Consider the following 16740-nt stretch of genomic DNA (forward strand, 5'->3'; position numbering starts at 1 on the left):
GATGGGGAAGTAAAAGCGCACACCAGCCTCTCAGAGAGTTGAGTACGGTGGAAACTCGACAGGTATTGGAGCGAGTAAATGGGCCCCTGAGGGCGAAGCGAAACAGTGTTAGCTGGAGTAGTTTTCGACGCTAAGCCAGCGTTATGCGGCGAAGGGTGTGATGGCACTCTGCATAAGAGGATGCATTAATTTGTGCATCAATTAAGGTGGTACCGCAGATTAACGTCTGTCCTTATTTTGAGGACAGACGTATTATTTTTGAGTCCACTCTCGGTTTCAGAGATTATCCGAAGGCTGAAACGTGCAGAGAAGTTACCCGCAAATTTTAAATTTGAGGGAGGAAATGATGATGAAAGACTTGAAATTGGCAGGACTTGACTCGGAACGAAGCATCATTGAGGTGGACGGAGTAAAAATAGGCGGAGAGGAAATTATCTTGATGGGCGGACCATGTGCCGTTGAATCAAGTATTCAGATGCAGGAATCTGCTGCGACTGTAAAAAAAGCAGGAGGGAAAATTCTGCGTGGCGGAGTATTTAAACCTCGTACCTCACCATACAGTTTCCAAGGATTGGGCTTGGAAGGTATCAACTATATGGTCCAGGCCGCTAAAGAGCATGGTTTACTCTGTGTCACTGAAGTCGTTGATACACGAAGTTTGGATTTAGTGGTTGATAAGGTTGATTTGCTGCAAATAGGCGCTCGTAATATGCAGAATTTTGAACTTCTTAAATTAGCTGGCAAGGTTGATAAACCTATTATTCTTAAACGGGGCTTATCAGCAACGATTGAGGAATGGCTGCTGGCTGCGGAATATATTTTATCAGCGGGCAATTCCCATGTGATTCTCTGTGAACGGGGCATTCGGACTTACGAACCCAGTACGAGGAATACCTTAGACGTGAGTGCTGTAGGAGTGGCTAAAGAACTCTCTCACCTTCCGGTCATTGTTGACCCGAGTCATGCCGCAGGGAGAAGGGACTTAATTTCTTCCTTGTCAAAAGCCGCTATTGCTGCGGGAGCAGATGGTTTGCTGATAGAAATGCATCCTAACCCTGATGAAGCTGTAAGTGATGGTCCTCAGTCACTTACGCCGGAACAATTTTTGAGTTTAGCTCGAGAGTTGGGCGGGGTTGCACGATCAGTTAGGAGAGCTTTTGACATGGGAACAGGTGATTCGCTTGAAGCGCTGCGCTCCCAGATTGATAAGATTGATCGCGATATAATTGAAGGTTTAGCAGAACGTATGCAAATCGTCAGGAAATTAAGCGATCAGAAACGGCTTGATCGAGTGAAGGATATTAGCAGAGAGAAAGAGATAATTCAGCGTTTAATGACTTTGGCTGAAGAGCTAAATCTTCCTTCAGACTTAATTAAGAAGATTTATCCCTTAATTTTCGAGTATGGAGTTCAAACTCAAATTAAAAGCAAATTGCAGGATGAAAAGATTGACTCATCGTTCTATAATTTGGGGAGTAAATAGTCTCAAACGATTTGGATAAATCGCTATATTAGCATACGAGAGAAGGCTTAGTTCAGTTTCTGAACTAAGCCTTCGTAAAGTTGGCTGCAGTAGTCCTTTTTTAGTTTTGGGAGTTGTTTTCGCTTTCCTTTTGCTCTCTCCAGGCGCTGGCGTACTTTTCAAAGGTCTTTTTGACCGTTTTTCCGATTTCACAGTAGGCCTCATCATTTAAATTTGCTAAAGAGGTTCGAATTGACCATTCGGGACCGCCAAACCCGCCGCCGTTTAAGAGTACGATTGAAGATTCTTCTGCCAGCCGGAAGAGAATGTCTGTGGGCTCATAGGTGGTTTGCAGGTACTGTACAAATTCGTCACCATACTTTTGTTTAGCCCAAATTGCTAAGTCAATTTGACTGTAATAGGCAGCGTTGTATGGATTATCAGGCAAGGAACGGTCAAAGCCCTCAAACAACAACTTTTGCCGACGGCGGCAAATTTCCCGGGTCAATTTTTTATATCGATTTTCATGGTCAAGTATGCAAAACAATGCGAAGAGGCCCATCTGAACTTGTTGCGGAGTGGATAAGCCAGCTGTATGGTTAAGTGCTACTTGCCGGCTATCGGCGACCATACGATCAATAAAGCGAATTTTACTTGGATATAATGATACGCTTTCGTAACGTTCGGTAAGTTCCTCGATTTTAGCGTGAGGAAGTTCGTGCAGCAAGTGATCGTAGACATTGTCTTGGTGCAAGGCAATAACCCCTAAACGCCAGCCCGTTGCCCCGAAATACTTGGAAAACGAGTAAACCCCCAGAGTATTAAAGGGTAAGTCTGCCATCAGCGAACGAAAACCATTAACAAAGGTGCCGTAGACATCATCGGTAATAATCATTAAATTAGGATTGTGGTGTTGGACGATTTCTGTCAGATAGTCTTTAGATTCAGTCTTGAGGGCTACTGACGGCGGGTTGCTTGGGTTTACTGTAAAGAGAGCTTTAACGTGAGGATCTTTCAACTGATCAAGTTCAGAATTTGGATACTGCCACAGATGGTTGCCTTCTTCGTCCATCTCTGTGGCGTTTATTTTTATGACTTCGAATTGATAACGCGATAAATGTGGTATTTCTAAGTAGGGGGTAAAGGTTGGGACCATGAGGGCAATTTTGTCACCTTTAGACAGCAATTTATTAGCAATTAAGGAGTCGAAGATATAACACATGGCGGCCGTACCGCCCTCAACAGCAAATAAATCATAGCGACCGGCGGGGGGATTCCCGTCACACATTTCCTGGATCAGGTAATTATGGACCACCTGTTCAAGGTGTTGAAGCATGCGATCCGGTACGGGATAATTATCTCCGACAATACCATCGACTAGTTCGTGGATCCAAGGGTCGGGTTCAAAGCCCATTTTTTGAGTCCCATAAGCGAGGACATTTTCCAGCAGTTTAACTCCTGGTGCCTCAGGATGTTTCTCAAGGTAATTTTTGAAACGCAGAGCAATTCCTTCTTTTTGGGGCATGCCGGCGAGGTCCTTGTCTTTCCAGGTATTGCGGGTTTCCTCAATGGCGAAATGTCCTAAGCTAAAGAACGCTTCTCGGGGAGTAGCGGCAATCCAATTCGGGTTTCCTCTTCCCGCATTAAGCATTGCCCATAAACTTGTGTCATGGTGTTTATCGGCGAGAGCAATTAATTTGTTTTTGAGTTCGAAAGGGCTGAGGTTTTCGTACTTCATTTCCATTTTTCTTCGAGTTTGATTATTATTAATAGTTATCATTCCTTCCAGTTGTCATAGACTTAGTTTTGTTTAGTTCGTTTTTTGCTTTAGATATAAATAGTTGCCATATATTTAAGAGTAGACCCCCATGCCGCTGTCGCAGCACCAGCAGAGGATGAAAATGAGTCTAGGTCCAGGTGGGCCGGGCAGCTTCGCAGTCCTTACCGCCTCTCCATGCGATGGGTTTCACTACTGTTGGGCGAGTCTGCCCTACTTACGGGTCTTTGGCATTTACATTTAAGAGTAGTCTTTCCAGAGTAGACCCCCATGCCGCTGTCGCAGCGCCATCAGATGATGAAAAATGCCAAGTAATGGTAAGGATATTCTTGTGGCTGGCGAAGACAGGTCGAACTTGCTTGGTACTAATTAGTCCGAAGAGTAGACTGACCTCAGTTTCCTGGTGCACCACAGATTGTTGCTCTCTTTTAGAGAAGCACGCAGGGTAGATTGCTCAATGCGGGTTGCTGCACCAGTCGCAATTAACAAGCCACAGAAAGGGTTATCACATTGGAAGTTATTCATCCACGGTGTTGCGGTATGGACATCCATAAGAAATCGATTACTGCATGTTGTATCACTCCTGATGGCAAAGAAACACAAACATTTGGCACGATGACAGACGATATTTTAAATCTGGCTCAGTGGGTCAAGAGCAAAGGCTGTACCCAAGCAGCCATGGAAAGCACCGGCGTGTATTGGAAACCAATCTATAATGTTATGGAATTAGAAGAAATTCCAACTCTAGTGGTTAATGCAGCACATATTAAAGCGGTACCTGGGCGTAAGACGGATGTTAAAGATGCAGAATGGATTGCCGATTTATTAAGGCATGGTCTCTTAAAAGGCAGCTATATTCCCGATAAAGATCAACGTGAATTGCGCGAGTTAGTTCGATATCGTAAGAGTCTTGTTAGTGAGCGTTCCCGTGAAGTCAATCGACTCGATAAAGTACTTCAAGGAGCCAACATCAAGCTATCTTCTGTAGCTACAGATATAATGGGTGTCTCAGGAAGAGCCATGCTTGAAGCGATGCTTAATGATCAGGAAGACACCAAAGTTCTGGCAGGATTAGCTAAAGGAAGACTTAAAAGTAAGATTGAAGATCTGGAGCGAGCTCTTAAAGGAATCATCGGCGACCATCAAAAGTTGCTTATTTCCACGCAACTAAAGCACATTGATTTTCTAACTCGACAGATTGAACTTCTGACTAAGGAAATTGGTCAAAGATTGCTCCCTTTTGAGGAAGACCTGGAGATATTGGATTCAATCCCCGGAATTGCTAGACGGGGTGCCGAAGAAATTCTAGCGGAAATTGGCACCGATATGAGCCGATTTCCATCAGCAGCCCACTTATCTTCTTGGGCTGGAATGTCTCCAGGTAATCATGAAAGTGCCGGTAAACGAAAGTCCGGTAAAACAAACAAAGGGAATAAAGCCTTACGAACTGCCTTAGTAGAATCCGCGAATGCTGCATCACATACGAAAGATACCTATTTAGCTGCTAGATACCATCGCCTTGCTGCCCGAAGAGGTAAGAACCGTGCTGCTGTAGCTGTTGGACACTCTATTTTAGTATCCATTTATTATTTACTGAAAACACACCAAATGTATAAAGATTTAGGTGCTAACTATATCGATCATACTAAAAAGCAAGCAACCATTAGGAGATATCTTAAATCATTAGAAAGTTTAGGGGTGAATGTTCAAGTAGTTTCCTAAGAAGATCCAAGTATTTTCAACAGGTCCCTGAAGAAGATTTTGGGGCTTTGGGTAGGCTTTTTTTGCCCGTTAGGGTAATGGTTTTGGGTCCTTATTATTTTTCAGGGTAGATAGAAGGTTATTATTTTGGTGCTTAAATTACTCTGCACGCTAATTGAGGCATTTATACACTTTACCCAGTTTTTAAGCTCCCCACTTCTATAAGTGGCACAGCAGCAACACCTTCGGGTGTTAGCCAGGTTTTTCTATCAGTGGAGAAATTAAGCCGCTCTGAGCCAATAAATTGAAAAATCTTAACAAGTTAGTCTTATCTTCTTAAACTTCTTTTAAGAAACTATGAGTATAATGGTTTCCGGAGGTGCAAAAACAATGGACGGATTTACATATGGCCGAACAAAATTTTCGCCTACGATTATTTACGCATTAGTATGTGGATTTCTGACGGCGATATCATTATGGATGTCCTATCATGGGATAGCCGATTGGTCATTTAGGATGCAAAAAGGGTTTTGGAATCTCATGGGATTTTTCTCCCTGCTTTTCACGATAGGTTCCGTTATTCTCTGGTTCCTGAAAAAGAAGATAATTCGTGAGAAACAAAGAGTACCTGGAAGTTTAGCTTGGGTGAACGGCTCAACAATAAAGGGCCTGAGAGAAGCTCATGTCACTTTAGGATGGCTAGCGGTTACCTTTGGCCTTGGGCACAGTGCTTTTTATCTGGTAAATCTGCCGTCTAGAATGAATAATGTTTTCAGCGGTATTGTTGCTCTGGCAGGGATGATTCTCGTCTTGCTCACGGGCATAATGTACAAGCATAAGATGATTAGCATGAAGACTTGTAGAATGAGCCATAGAGTAATCTCTTGTATCTTTGGATTATTGATTTTAGCGCATATTTAGAAACGATAACGAACTGGATATACTATCTCCAGTTCGTTTATCTTTTGCAAATAAAACTTCTTTTACAAAGAAGGAAGGAATTATTAGGGCAATACCGAATTACTTTAGCTAAAATAGTTGAGAATAAGCCAAATATAGAGGAATCTTAACTGAATATGTTTATAAGTATCCAATAAGTTATCATAATTGAAAGGCGTGAAATCTAAATGTCACTAAAACCAAGGCATATTTATTCAGAAGAGTGGAACCCTTCCCAGGAGCAGATTAATAGTATCTTTCCTCTGGATAAGATAACCTCAGAAATTGGCAGGGAGCCCGGTCTTAAGGTGCTTCGTGATGAGGAGATCAAGACGAAGTATCCCGCTCAATATAATATCTCTGTGCAAGCAAGGGCTTATAGCTTAGGATTAGTTGAACTGCTGCATGAATATTATGAGCCTAATAAAGAGAAGCCTGAACTTGGTGATTTAATTGGGGTAAAACTACCGCAAATTCTTTGGGAAGATAGTTTGGGTTATGAAGATAAGTTGGTCACCCTGCATATTTCTAAACTTAATAAGCAAGAAGTCTTTATCAATGATATCGTGCTCGTCAAAAATGAAGATTTTGATATTCTCAGCGATGAATTGATTGATCAAGTACTTAATAATTTGAGGGTTTTTGCCAAAGAACAAGGCGCCAGGTATTTATCCGGTTATGCCGCTAATCGCAGCACTTTAGCCCTCTTCAAAGGCAAGGGATTTCAAGAAGATAAGCGAGAGAATATGGGCAATGATTATCTCTGGAAAATCGCGGCAGTGACCGGAGAGCAGATGCCTTTTTATACTGAACTATAAATGTCAATAATAAAGGATAATATGCTTTCCTAATATTCTTATTCATTATCTAAAAGGAGATTAAATAATGGCCAAAATCACTGTTTTTTCGGATTTCTTGTGACCCTTTTGTATGATTGGGAAAGTCCCCCTTGACCAGTTGGCCAAGGATAAAAATGTAGAAGTTGAATGGAAGTCCTTTGAATTAAGGCCGGAGGGAGTGGAAATTCCGCCTAAACCGCCTGAGTATTTGGAACGAGCGAAGGCGGGCATTGAAGCGATGGGACGTAAATACGGTATGAAGATGGTATTTAATGATAAGAGCAAGCATTCCCGGTTGGCTTTGCAGGGTGCAAAGTATGCGGAAGAGCATGGGAAGGGAGACCAGTACCATAACATTGTATTTGCGGCCCAATTTCAAGAACAGAAGGATATTAATGATCTTGAGGTATTAACGGAATTAGCCGGAGATGCAGGACTTGATCCGGAACAATTTCGGAAGGCATTGCTCTCAAAAGACTATGAACCGGCAGTTTTACAAGATTTAGAAGAAGCTCAAGCCTTAGGAATCCCGGGGGTTCCGTATTTTGTTGCTGAAGGCGGCAATGCATTTGGGGTTCAAAATTACGAAGATTTGGAGAAGCTTGTTTTTGGCACAAAATCAACCTCTGCGGGGCTGTCCATGGATTTGAAAGTCAAAGAATAGTTTATAAATTTATCTCTTGTCATGTTCAGTTGAGACCGCCAATCGAAAAGGCTGCATGGAAAAAACGAGGCTGCAAGAAATAGTTTGCAGCCTTGAAATTTAGCTTGAGAGGATGTGACCATGTGACAAAAGTTGAACGAATTTTGGCGGCAATAAACTTTGCGAAAGTGGATCATGTTCCCCAAGGAGAGTTTAGTCTTGATGACAATTTTGTGACTAAGCTACTCGGTCTTAAGGATCATGTGAGGTTTGAAGACCGGGTGGAGGCTTGTGAACGCTGCGGACTCGATGCTGTGGCTTTTGGTTTGGACAATGAACCCGGAAACCAAACAGGACTTTGGCAGGAATTAAAACTATGGAGAGAGGAAACCGATTTTTTTATTTTTGCCCTTATTGATGGCCCGTTCCAGGGAACGGCTAAACTCTTTTCATCCTTTACCAATTATCTGTTAGCCATTGCTCAAGGGGATCCGATAATTCCGGAACTCGTCCAACAGGTGGCAGCGACGAACCTCGAATTGGGATTAAATGCCTTAGCACTCGGTGCTCATGGAATTATCATAGCTGATGATATTGCCTATAATGGAGGGACATTTGTTTCACCGGCTGCTCTGCGCCTAAATTTTTTTCCAGGCCTCAGAGAACAGGTTCAAATGATACAACGTGAAAAAGTTCCGGTTTTCTTCCATGCAGATGGTGACTTGAGAAAAGTGTTGCATGATATTGTGGATTTGGGAATAAATGGGCTGCATTCCCTTGACTTTCAATCATTAGAGGAGATATCTGAGGTTAGAAAAGCGACGGAAAATCGGGTCTGTCTTATGGGTGGTTATGATCTAGGATGGTTTGAAGAGGAGAAGAGAATAGAGAGAGCCTATAATTTGTTAGAGGTGACTGCCAAAGGCGGGGGATACATTTTCGGCAGCAGTGCGGGTATCCTTGGAAGCGGTCAAACTCCTCAAAATGTTCTTGAAGTGTACCGGTATGTCAAAAACTATTAACGAATAGTTGTTAGGATAGACAATAGGTATAAAGTTAGGTAGAATAGTGATGTAGAAGTCCTGTGATCCTTTCACAGGAGTAGTAAGGTAGAGCGTCATGAAGAGAACTAAAGAAGAAGTGTTGGATAATTAGTATGGGAGGATGGTTGAACATGGGGTATTCAGTGTCGGCAGTAAGCTATCCTTTTGAGGTAGCTTTTTTGTTTTTTACTGAAGTATGAATTCCTTAAAAAGTTGAGCAGAAGAAAGGTTGGTTGTTTGTGATCTGGAATAGAGAGCAAGAATGCATGAGCCGACATCAGCTTAAAGAACTTCAATTGGAGCGTCTGAAGTGGACAGTGAATAGAGTTTACAACAACGTTCCGCATTATCGAGCTAAATTTGATGAATTGGGGATTAAGCCTGAGGCTATTAAAGCCTTGGATGATCTAAAGTACTTACCTTTTACCACTAAGATTGATTTAAGGGATAACTATCCCTTTGGACTTTTTGCTGTTCCACGTAAAGATATCATTCGTGTGCATGCTTCTTCCGGTACCACAGGACGGCCTGTTGTTGTAGGATATACAGCCAATGATCTAAAGATTTGGACCGATCTTACTGCACGAATGGTCACTTTGGCAGGAGTTACCTCCGACGATGTAGCTCAGATTGCCTTTAATTATGGTTTATTCACCGGTGGATTTGGGCTGCATTATGGTTTGGAAAGGGCTGGCGCTCTTGTAGTTCCGGCTTCGGGCGGGAATACGGAACGCCAACTTATGCTCATGCAGGATTTTGGCACGACTGTTCTAATTTCCACGCCAAGTTACTCTCTGTATATTGCCGAGGTGGCAGAAAAGATGGGCATTGATATCTCTTCTTTAAAGCTGAGGATAGGCCTATTCGGAGGCGAACCATGGACAGAAGAAATGCGCAGGGAGATTGAAACGAGACTTCACATATCGGCTTCTGATAATTATGGACTTAGTGAGGTCATGGGGCCGGGAGTAGCCGGAGAATGTGAGTTCAAATGCGGGCATCATATTGCAGAAGATCACTTCATTGTTGAAACAATAAATCCGGAAACCGGTGAAGTTCTTGAGCCGGGTGAAGAAGGGGAATTGGTTTTTACCTCTTTAACTAAGGAAGCTTTTCCTGTCATACGTTTTCGAACGAAAGACATTTCGCGTGTTAGTCAAGAACCTTGTCAGTGCGGCCGTAGTACTGCCCGGATGCGCAAAGTTGTGGGCCGAACGGATGATATGTTGATTATTCGCGGGGTTAACGTTTTTCCGTCTCAGATTGAAAGTGTCCTGATGGCTATCGAGGGCATCAGTCCACACTATATTATTAATGTTTATAAACACAATTTTTTGGATGAACTTGAAGTCGTTGTTGAGTTGACCCGGGAAGATTTGCTTGAACCATATTCGAAGCTTGAAGATTTTTCAGCATACATTCGGCAGAAATTGCACGGGGTGCTTTCTATTAACGTACGTTTGAAAGTTGTCCAGCCGGGAACTTTGGAACGAAGTGCCGGAAAGGCCAAAAGGGTCTTCGATTATCGTAATTAGTGTCCATTGATCATATTGGTTAATCTAAGATCATATTGTTTTTTCGGTTTTTGTTAGATACTTAGAAAAATGACATTAAATAAAGAAGCATATCAATCGTTATACATTGGTATGCTTCTTTGTTTTGCTCCCCTTACCAGGCAGATCTATTCTTGCTCATCTATCTATAAAAACCTTATAATGGTTAGAGAAAAAGATTGTATTCTTCACCCAGGGAATGACTACAAGGAGAACGTATGATTATCAAAAAATATCACAGTTTAAACGAGCCAGTAATGAGCCGGGTTTTAGAACTTGAAAACGTTTGCAACGATTACGATCGGCTTAAAGGAAGTGTTTTTTTGGATACTTCTTTAAATTTTAACCAAGCGATCCCCGGCATTTTTCTGCTTTATGATTGCCAAACATTAATTAGCATGTTATCGATGTTCATACCAAGTCATTTGGAAGTTGAAATTTCGGCAATGACGAGACCGGAGTACCGGCAGAATGGCTATTTTACTGCTTTGTTGGAACAGGCTGTTGAAGAATTACGCAGTCACAACATCCCGGAAATTCTTTTTGTCTGTGAAAAGCCTTCAGATGTAGGTAAAGATGTTCTTCTTAATCATTTGCAAGCTAGCTATGAACATACCGAATATTATATGAGTATACCCCGAGGTGGACAATACAATCTGGGAAAGCAGCGATTGTCTCTTACCAAAGCCACTCTTCAGGACTTGGAAATACTTATTCAGCTTAGCAGCGAGATATTTGAAGACAATTATGATGATGCAAAGAGTCTGATTCAGAATTGCCTTAATTCGCAAACCCGAGAGCAATATCTAGTTACCGTTGATGATAAACCTATGGGAATAGCTTCAGTCAATCATTTGGCTGTTGAAGAAGCCTCGATTTTTGGCTTGGGGATTCTATCCGAATATAGAGGTAATGGTTATGGTCAAGAACTCTTGAAGCTAATTCTAAAAAACTTGTGGAACCGAGGTAAGCAGCAGGTAACTCTTGAAGTTGACAGCAAAAATGACCGCGCTTTTAGGCTATACCAAGGGATGGGGTTTCGCATAGAACTTGCCTATGACTTTTATCGCAAGCAAGTTGCCGAATTTTGCTGATCAGACTTTAAGGGGGAATAGAATGGAGGTAAACCAACATTGTGTCTTATAATTTTTGCCTATGACATTCTTCCCGACTATCACCTTGTTCTTGCAGCTAATAGGGATGAATTCTATAATCGCCCGACAGCGGCTGCGAATTTTTGGGAGCCCGAATCCAAGATTTTGGCTGGGCAGGATCTGGAAATGCTGGGGACTTGGATGGGGATTACCAGAGCAGGCCGTTTTGCCGCTTTGACAAATTTTCGCGATCCTGCCTCACAAATCAAGAATCCAAGATCCAGGGGATTTCTTGTCAGGGATTTTCTCAGGTCTGAGGAGCCGCCTCAGCGATATCTGGAAAACGTTAACCATACCCAGTCTTTATATAATCCCTTTAATCTTCTTGCAGGAGATCTTTCATGCTTAATGTATTTCAGTAACCAAGGGCCTGTAGTGCGAGACCTAAAACCCGGATATTATGGTCTCAGCAATCATTTTTTGGATACACCCTGGCCGAAAGTTCAAAAAAGCAAAGATGCCTTGATTAATTATTTGGAATTAAACCCTGAAGGATTGATTGCTCCGGAGAGCCTTTTTGAAATCCTTGCCGACACTAACCCGGCTCAAGATGAAGAGTTGCCTGATACAGGGATAAGCCGTGATCGTGAAAAGATACTTTCGCCAATTTTTATTGCAGGAAAGGATTATGGAACCAGATCATCGACTGTGCTCCTTCTTGACCGAAAACAAAACGTGTTTTTTCAGGAAAGAAGCTTCTACGGCAATAGTAAGTCTTGGCGTGAAGTCATTTATCAGTTCAAATTAGACACATGACAACTATGAATTATTGATGTTCAGCTTTAGCTGAACGAGTTCACTGTAGCTTGAATAATTGTCATCAAGTCCACAAATTCAGGCTTCAGATCGCTAAAGAATAGGAATATTTTCCATATCTTTATTAAAAGATGGTATACTAGCAGGAGAGAGACAAGAGTATTTTGAAGAATTTTCGAAATTGTTAGTAAGAAAGGTTTTGATCTTATGTCAAACCAACAAGATACCCCAGTCATTCTGGCTGATCAAGTTCAGACAACTCTTACTTACCTTGAACCACTTTCCCGGAAGGCTTTTTTAGCGCTTGTTCCTCCAAGTTCTTTGAATAACCGTGCTGATGTGGATCAAGTACGTCAGCAATTAGAAAACATGTTTAACCCAGTGCGTATCCCTTTGGCTTTAATGAGTAAAATTCCCGATCTCTGCCGCAGTTCGGAATGGCAAATAACGGCTACTTTGGCCGAAACAGGTTTAGGCTGGGAGCTTATCGAGATCGAACCAGGGAATAGGACTCAGGAGCAATTTGGTTTGGCCGTAGACATTGGAACAACGACAGTGGTTGTTTATTTAATCAACTTATGTAACGGAGACATTTTAGGGCATGCTGCAGATTACAATGGTCAGATAAGTTTGGGTGAAGATATATTAAGCCGCATTCGTCAGGCGGCTGAACCTGGTGGTATAAAACGTCTGCAAACCTTAATATTAGATACTCTTAATCGCTTAATTCGGTCTGTCTGCTCTTCCTTGATAAAGCCCTCTCAGATAACTGCAGCAGCTATCGGAGCTAATACAACAATGATTCATCTTTTGCTTGGTCTCGACCCTGCTTCGATTTGCCGTGCTCCCTATACGCCGATTGTTAATAATCCAGGCTTAATCCCTGCAGGTGAGCTAGGCCTGGAGATTCATCCCTTAGCGCCGATTTATTGTCTGCCCAGTATTGGCAGTTACTTAGGCGGAGATGTAATTGGCGGGGTTTTAGTCAGCGGCATGCACAAGAAATCTGATGTTTCCTTGTTTGTGGATATTGGCACTAATGGAGAAATAGTTATGGGCAATGAGGAATGGCTTGTAGCCTGTGCAGGAGCAGCCGGACCGGCCTTAGAGGGCGGGGTGACGACGTTTGGCATGCGGGCCGAGCCTGGAGCAGTCGATCATGTGGTCATTGATGGAGAGAGCGGAGGAGTTCGCTATACAACCATTGGCGATAAACCGGCACGGGGAATTTGCGGTTCAGGTTTAGTGGATATTTTAGCAGAGCTTTTTTTAAAGGGGATAATTGACCGGACAGCTCACTTTACAGAGGGCAGAGAGGAGTTTGTCATTGTTCCGGCAGGAGAGACAGCTATGGGAAAGGATATTGTTGTTAATCAGATTGATATTAATAACTTTATGGCAACCAAAGGAGCAGTCAACTCAGCGACGGATCTTCTGCTGGAAAATGTAGGCTGTCCTTGGCAGGATATTGGCAATTTTTATGCCGCGGGAGCCTTCGGTCAATACTTGCCGGTAGAATCCGCTGTTACGATTGGTCTTTATCCGGATCTCCCCCGAACTTCCATCATCCGTTTAGGCAACAGTTCAGGTGAGGCTGCCAGGCAGGTTCTGATCTCGCGCACGAAGCGTAAGGAGGCTGAGGCTATTGCCTCTAAGGTGACCTATTTTGAATTAAATGCCAATTCTTCCTTTATGGAAAAATTCGTAAGCAGCAAATTCCTCCCCCACACGGAGCTTGATCGCTATCCAAGTGTTAAAAAGAAATTAGAAAGCCGACTTAACTTCTCTATGGATGCACTATAAGGTTTCGCTAACGATGGCTGACCACTTTTTGCCTTTATAGGCGTTATAACCGCGAGTATGAGCGTAACCATAAATTTTTGTACCTTTTGTATTTTGATCAAAAATGTAGCCGTAGGTTTCTCCTTTTATGGCAAACTGGGCAGCCTTAAGTTGGCTTAAATTATCGGTAAGGATTCCTTTGCGGTTCCGGCAGGCGATGACATACCCATCTTTGTTGATAATGAAAATATCCCCATTCTTACCGATACGGGCAGAATCGATAATATCGTAGATAAAATTCCAATTAAATCTTGTGGAAAAATAGCCCAACAATTGATTTTCCTCACTGCGAATAGGACAGGTATAAGCGACAGTGTGCAGCTTGCTGACTTGAGAAAAATAAAGATCACTGACTGAGATGGCATCCGCGGATTTAGCGTCTTTAAACCAGTCTTTGTCGGACATATCTTCTCCGATCAGTTCATGATGAACACCGGCTGCAACGATTTTACCTTCTGTATTAAGCACATATAAATCGAGATAGACTTCATAGATATCAACAAGTTTTTTCAAGAGATCATTAGTTAGGGATATCTTGTCGGTCCCGGCAGAACTCAAGCAGTTTTTTACTTTGTCAAATGTGGCCCAAGCCTGAGCATCACAATTGCGTTCGAAAAGGTTGCGGTCGATCTTATCGATTGTATCATAAGCTACATCTGCTGTTCGGACAGCCATGACTTCATTGGCTTTGGATTGAATGTTTTGGATAATCGTTGTACTTTCTTTCGTAGATGTTAGGCTTCGGGTGGCAAGCTTTTTAATTTCATCGGCAACGACGCTAAATCCTCGTCCGGCTTCGCCTGCCCGTGCCGCTTCAATCGCTGAGTTAAGAGACAGAAGATTCGTATGTTGGGCAATTTGGTGTATGGAATCAATCACTTGGCTCATTTCCAGGTTGGCTTCTTTCAGTTCGTTAAGTAAAACGGAAGTATCGAGACTTAAATTATTGCTGGACATGCTGAAACACCTCACAAAAAAAATAGCCTACCTGAAAAAATCAGGTAGGCTTCGTTGCCACGTTAGAACTTATTATATGACAGATGAGAGGTTTTGCAAAGTATTTCTTTTATCTATTGAGATGAAGATATGACCCTACGAGACATATGCTTTTTGTATCAAATTCAACCCTATCTGATGAACAAAACTCTGAACAAGGCATTTGATATATTAGTCAGCGTCCTCGAAGACGACAAAATGGCACCTTCGGAAAATTTACGAAGGTGCCATTTTGAAATAATCATCAAAAGCAGGACGTCATAAGAAACTTGTTAATGTTAATTGAGTGAGGAAGAATCATTGACAAATAAAAGGCCTCTGTGTAAAATAGTTCATAATAGAACTGTTTGTTTATGGACTATTTTACACGGAGGTGCCCTATGAAAAATTTTAGCGACAAGGTTAAACTCGCTGCCGAGGTTGTTCAATCGTTTATGGTAATCAGTAAAAAACTCGTCAGCTTCACTCAACAAAATGCTTCGAGCTTGGGTTTAACGATCCAACAGATGGGAATTATCAATACGATTTATTCCACGCCTAGTGCCACTCTTAAAGCGGTCACTGAAAAACTGCAAATGTCTAAAAGCACAGTCAGTGTTAATGTCGAAGAACTTGTTAAGGCTGAACTTATTACGAGAAAAACAAGTGAAAATGATCGTCGGGAGATTAATTTAACTCTTACGCCGGAAGGGTTAAAGTTAGCGCAGAAATCTTGTCAGAATGCTTCATCTTATAAAGCAATGGTGTCGGCTTTAGAAAATATATCTGCAGAAAAAATCCAAGATCTGCTGGAAACACATCAGGAGTTAGTGGCGAAGTTACAAGAGTATGATATCTCAATTTAAAAAGGAAATTGGTTTCTGCTTAAATATTAGTTTCAAAGGTTAATTGGGATACTCGGGAGTGGGGACTGTAAAGGATAACTGGCTGAATGTCAGAACATCCTTGAACTCCAGAAAGTTATAGGAATTTTTTTGGGCATTTTCCATGAGTTCGGATAGGGGGGCGGCGGTCAGAATTACATCCTTAGGCTCCATCAGCTGGGCAATTAATTTAAAGTGTTGGGTATTAAAACGTATGGCAATGTGTAAGTCATCAGTATATACCATTTGAAGAACGTAAGAGTCTTGATGTTCCGTCGCAAACCAATGATAGGTATAATTTGATAAGCCGGCCTGATTTATGGCTCTAATCGTTTCTTTGAATTCTTTAACGTAGAGAATTAAGACATCGCGTCCGTTTTCAAGTTTGCCAAAGGCAGATTGTTCAGGTGTGTAAGCCTGAGTAAACATTTAAATCCCCCTTAAAAATGCGAGAGCATATTTTTACTTACTTACTAATTAAGCGGTTAAGGCAAGAGAATAAACTTCATTTAGAATCAGTACAGGCTTAGTTTTCTCTAAATTCTATCATAAAAAAGATGCCTATGTGCAACTAATCTGCTGTTTTTCGCCAGATGCAGAAAAGCAAGTAGACAGTGCCCTCAATGGTTAGTTTAGTATTCTTTAAACGGTATTTAAGGGTATCTGGATTTAATTCGTTTGTTCCAATTCTAATATGGGGAGGGAGATTTATGGGAAATCCTTGTGGCCTGACAAAAGCAAATATTTTGGAAAGCACAGAAATAGACGGGATGCCCGTATATTTTGGCACAGGTGTAAATCCGGTCAATTCACCGGCTCAGTTTTTCGTGGCCTGGGGCAAAGATGTACTTGCAGATGGCTTAATACATACATACAACGTTAAGTCGGCCGAAAAGGGAATCGAATGGTTTAGCGATGAGGATGAGGCTGAGGCCAAATATTTAAAGATTCGGCGTCTTTTACTGGGATGTTTGCTTTAACTCTGAGTGAGTGAACTCGTCCAGCTAAAGGCGCACTCTACCCTAGTTGAAGTTAACGAGAGACTCATTTAGCCCTTGAAAATGTGGTTGAGCTGATAAAATTAGCAGGGACGTGACTAACGATAATAGCTTGTACCGGGGTGATGCAAGGTGTTATCGTTATTTTTTTGTACCTGGCAAAAAAGCCTTTTC

Annotated in this window: 16 protein-coding genes and 1 other annotated feature (1 of these 17 running past the window's edge); of the genes, 12 read left to right on the forward strand and 4 right to left on the reverse strand. The window is 42.0% G+C overall.

Features of this window, described 5'->3' with window-relative positions:
• Window positions 1-237 (forward strand) — a binding site (T-box leader); it begins 11 nt to the left of the window's first position.
• Between the two features lie 112 nt (window positions 238-349).
• Entirely contained in the window at window positions 350-1483 is a 1134-nt protein-coding gene (locus tag DEAC_RS12780) for a bifunctional 3-deoxy-7-phosphoheptulonate synthase/chorismate mutase (protein WP_047810446.1), read from the forward strand.
• 100 nt (window positions 1484-1583) lie between these two features.
• Here DEAC_RS12780 and aspD read toward each other — a convergent pair whose 3' ends face one another.
• Window positions 1584-3242, reverse strand: a complete 1659-nt coding sequence (aspD, locus tag DEAC_RS12785; RefSeq protein WP_152671400.1) for an aspartate 4-decarboxylase — start codon at window positions 3240-3242, stop codon at window positions 1584-1586.
• A gap of 214 nt (window positions 3243-3456) precedes the next feature.
• On the reverse strand, window positions 3457-3651 hold the full coding sequence (locus DEAC_RS12790; RefSeq protein ID WP_047810447.1) for a hypothetical protein: 195 nt from the start codon (window positions 3649-3651) through the stop codon (window positions 3457-3459).
• Between the two features lie 98 nt (window positions 3652-3749).
• On the opposite strand from DEAC_RS12790, the gene DEAC_RS12795 reads away from it, so the two are divergent.
• From DEAC_RS12795 to DEAC_RS12835, 9 genes are all read left to right on the forward strand, one after another.
• Complete coding sequence (locus tag DEAC_RS12795) at window positions 3750-4961, forward strand: IS110 family RNA-guided transposase (protein ID WP_047810448.1); 1212 nt, start codon at window positions 3750-3752, stop codon at window positions 4959-4961.
• Between the two features lie 369 nt (window positions 4962-5330).
• Window positions 5331-5861, forward strand: a complete 531-nt coding sequence (locus tag DEAC_RS12800; RefSeq protein ID WP_047810449.1) for a hypothetical protein — start codon at window positions 5331-5333, stop codon at window positions 5859-5861.
• Between the two features lie 206 nt (window positions 5862-6067).
• Entirely contained in the window at window positions 6068-6697 is a 630-nt protein-coding gene (locus tag DEAC_RS12805; RefSeq protein ID WP_047810450.1) for a hypothetical protein, read from the forward strand.
• Window positions 6698-6761: 64 nt separating this feature from the next.
• Complete coding sequence (locus DEAC_RS12810; RefSeq protein ID WP_152671401.1) at window positions 6762-7382, forward strand: DsbA family oxidoreductase; 621 nt, start codon at window positions 6762-6764, stop codon at window positions 7380-7382.
• A gap of 122 nt (window positions 7383-7504) precedes the next feature.
• Complete coding sequence (locus tag DEAC_RS12815; protein ID WP_047810452.1) at window positions 7505-8383, forward strand: uroporphyrinogen decarboxylase family protein; 879 nt, start codon at window positions 7505-7507, stop codon at window positions 8381-8383.
• Window positions 8384-8643: 260 nt separating this feature from the next.
• Window positions 8644-9939: a phenylacetate--CoA ligase family protein gene (locus DEAC_RS12820; protein WP_047810538.1), complete on the forward strand. Its 1296-nt coding sequence runs from the start codon at window positions 8644-8646 to the stop codon at window positions 9937-9939.
• Window positions 9940-10175: 236 nt separating this feature from the next.
• Window positions 10176-11051 (forward strand): GNAT family N-acetyltransferase, encoded by an 876-nt coding sequence (locus DEAC_RS12825; RefSeq protein ID WP_047810453.1) that lies wholly within the window; start codon window positions 10176-10178, stop codon window positions 11049-11051.
• Between the two features lie 39 nt (window positions 11052-11090).
• Window positions 11091-11867: an NRDE family protein gene (locus tag DEAC_RS12830; RefSeq protein ID WP_047810454.1), complete on the forward strand. Its 777-nt coding sequence runs from the start codon at window positions 11091-11093 to the stop codon at window positions 11865-11867.
• A gap of 207 nt (window positions 11868-12074) precedes the next feature.
• The gene (locus DEAC_RS12835; RefSeq protein WP_047810455.1) at window positions 12075-13670 is read left to right on the forward strand and encodes an ASKHA domain-containing protein; all 1596 of its coding nucleotides are present in this window, start codon (window positions 12075-12077) and stop codon (window positions 13668-13670) included.
• Here the strand turns inward: DEAC_RS12835 and DEAC_RS12840 are convergent.
• Complete coding sequence (locus DEAC_RS12840; RefSeq protein WP_047810456.1) at window positions 13665-14666, reverse strand: methyl-accepting chemotaxis protein; 1002 nt, start codon at window positions 14664-14666, stop codon at window positions 13665-13667. The two genes, DEAC_RS12835 and DEAC_RS12840, sit on opposite strands and share 6 nt — an antisense overlap.
• Before the next feature lie 419 nt (window positions 14667-15085).
• Here DEAC_RS12840 and DEAC_RS12845 point away from each other — a divergent pair, with 419 nt between their 5' ends.
• Complete coding sequence (locus tag DEAC_RS12845; protein ID WP_047810457.1) at window positions 15086-15550, forward strand: MarR family winged helix-turn-helix transcriptional regulator; 465 nt, start codon at window positions 15086-15088, stop codon at window positions 15548-15550.
• A gap of 39 nt (window positions 15551-15589) precedes the next feature.
• Here the strand turns inward: DEAC_RS12845 and DEAC_RS12850 are convergent, their stop codons facing one another.
• Window positions 15590-15997 (reverse strand): hypothetical protein, encoded by a 408-nt coding sequence (locus tag DEAC_RS12850; RefSeq protein ID WP_047810458.1) that lies wholly within the window; start codon window positions 15995-15997, stop codon window positions 15590-15592.
• A gap of 281 nt (window positions 15998-16278) precedes the next feature.
• Here DEAC_RS12850 and DEAC_RS12855 point away from each other — a divergent pair, with 281 nt between their 5' ends.
• Window positions 16279-16548 (forward strand): hypothetical protein, encoded by a 270-nt coding sequence (locus tag DEAC_RS12855; protein ID WP_047810459.1) that lies wholly within the window; start codon window positions 16279-16281, stop codon window positions 16546-16548.
• Window positions 16549-16740 lie beyond the last annotated feature (192 nt).

Origin of the sequence: Desulfosporosinus acididurans (genome assembly GCF_001029285.1) — a bacterium.
GTDB lineage: Bacteria > Bacillota > Desulfitobacteriia > Desulfitobacteriales > Desulfitobacteriaceae > Desulfosporosinus > Desulfosporosinus acididurans.

Bases quoted from the DNA above. Each gene is read 5' to 3' on its own strand.
- DEAC_RS12780 (WP_047810446.1), top strand. From the start codon at position 350: ATGAAAGACTTGAAATTGGCAGGACTTGACTCGGAACGAAGCATCATT.
- aspD (WP_152671400.1), bottom strand. From the start codon at position 3,242: ATGATAACTATTAATAATAATCAAACTCGAAGAAAAATGGAAATGAAG.
- DEAC_RS12800 (WP_047810449.1), top strand. From the start codon at position 5,331: ATGGACGGATTTACATATGGCCGAACAAAATTTTCGCCTACGATTATT.
- DEAC_RS12805 (WP_047810450.1), top strand. From the start codon at position 6,068: ATGTCACTAAAACCAAGGCATATTTATTCAGAAGAGTGGAACCCTTCC.
- DEAC_RS12825 (WP_047810453.1), top strand. From the start codon at position 10,176: ATGATTATCAAAAAATATCACAGTTTAAACGAGCCAGTAATGAGCCGG.
- DEAC_RS12835 (WP_047810455.1), top strand. From the start codon at position 12,075: ATGTCAAACCAACAAGATACCCCAGTCATTCTGGCTGATCAAGTTCAG.
- DEAC_RS12840 (WP_047810456.1), bottom strand. From the start codon at position 14,666: ATGTCCAGCAATAATTTAAGTCTCGATACTTCCGTTTTACTTAACGAA.
- DEAC_RS12845 (WP_047810457.1), top strand. From the start codon at position 15,086: ATGAAAAATTTTAGCGACAAGGTTAAACTCGCTGCCGAGGTTGTTCAA.
- DEAC_RS12850 (WP_047810458.1), bottom strand. From the start codon at position 15,997: ATGTTTACTCAGGCTTACACACCTGAACAATCTGCCTTTGGCAAACTT.
- DEAC_RS12855 (WP_047810459.1), top strand. From the start codon at position 16,279: ATGGGAAATCCTTGTGGCCTGACAAAAGCAAATATTTTGGAAAGCACA.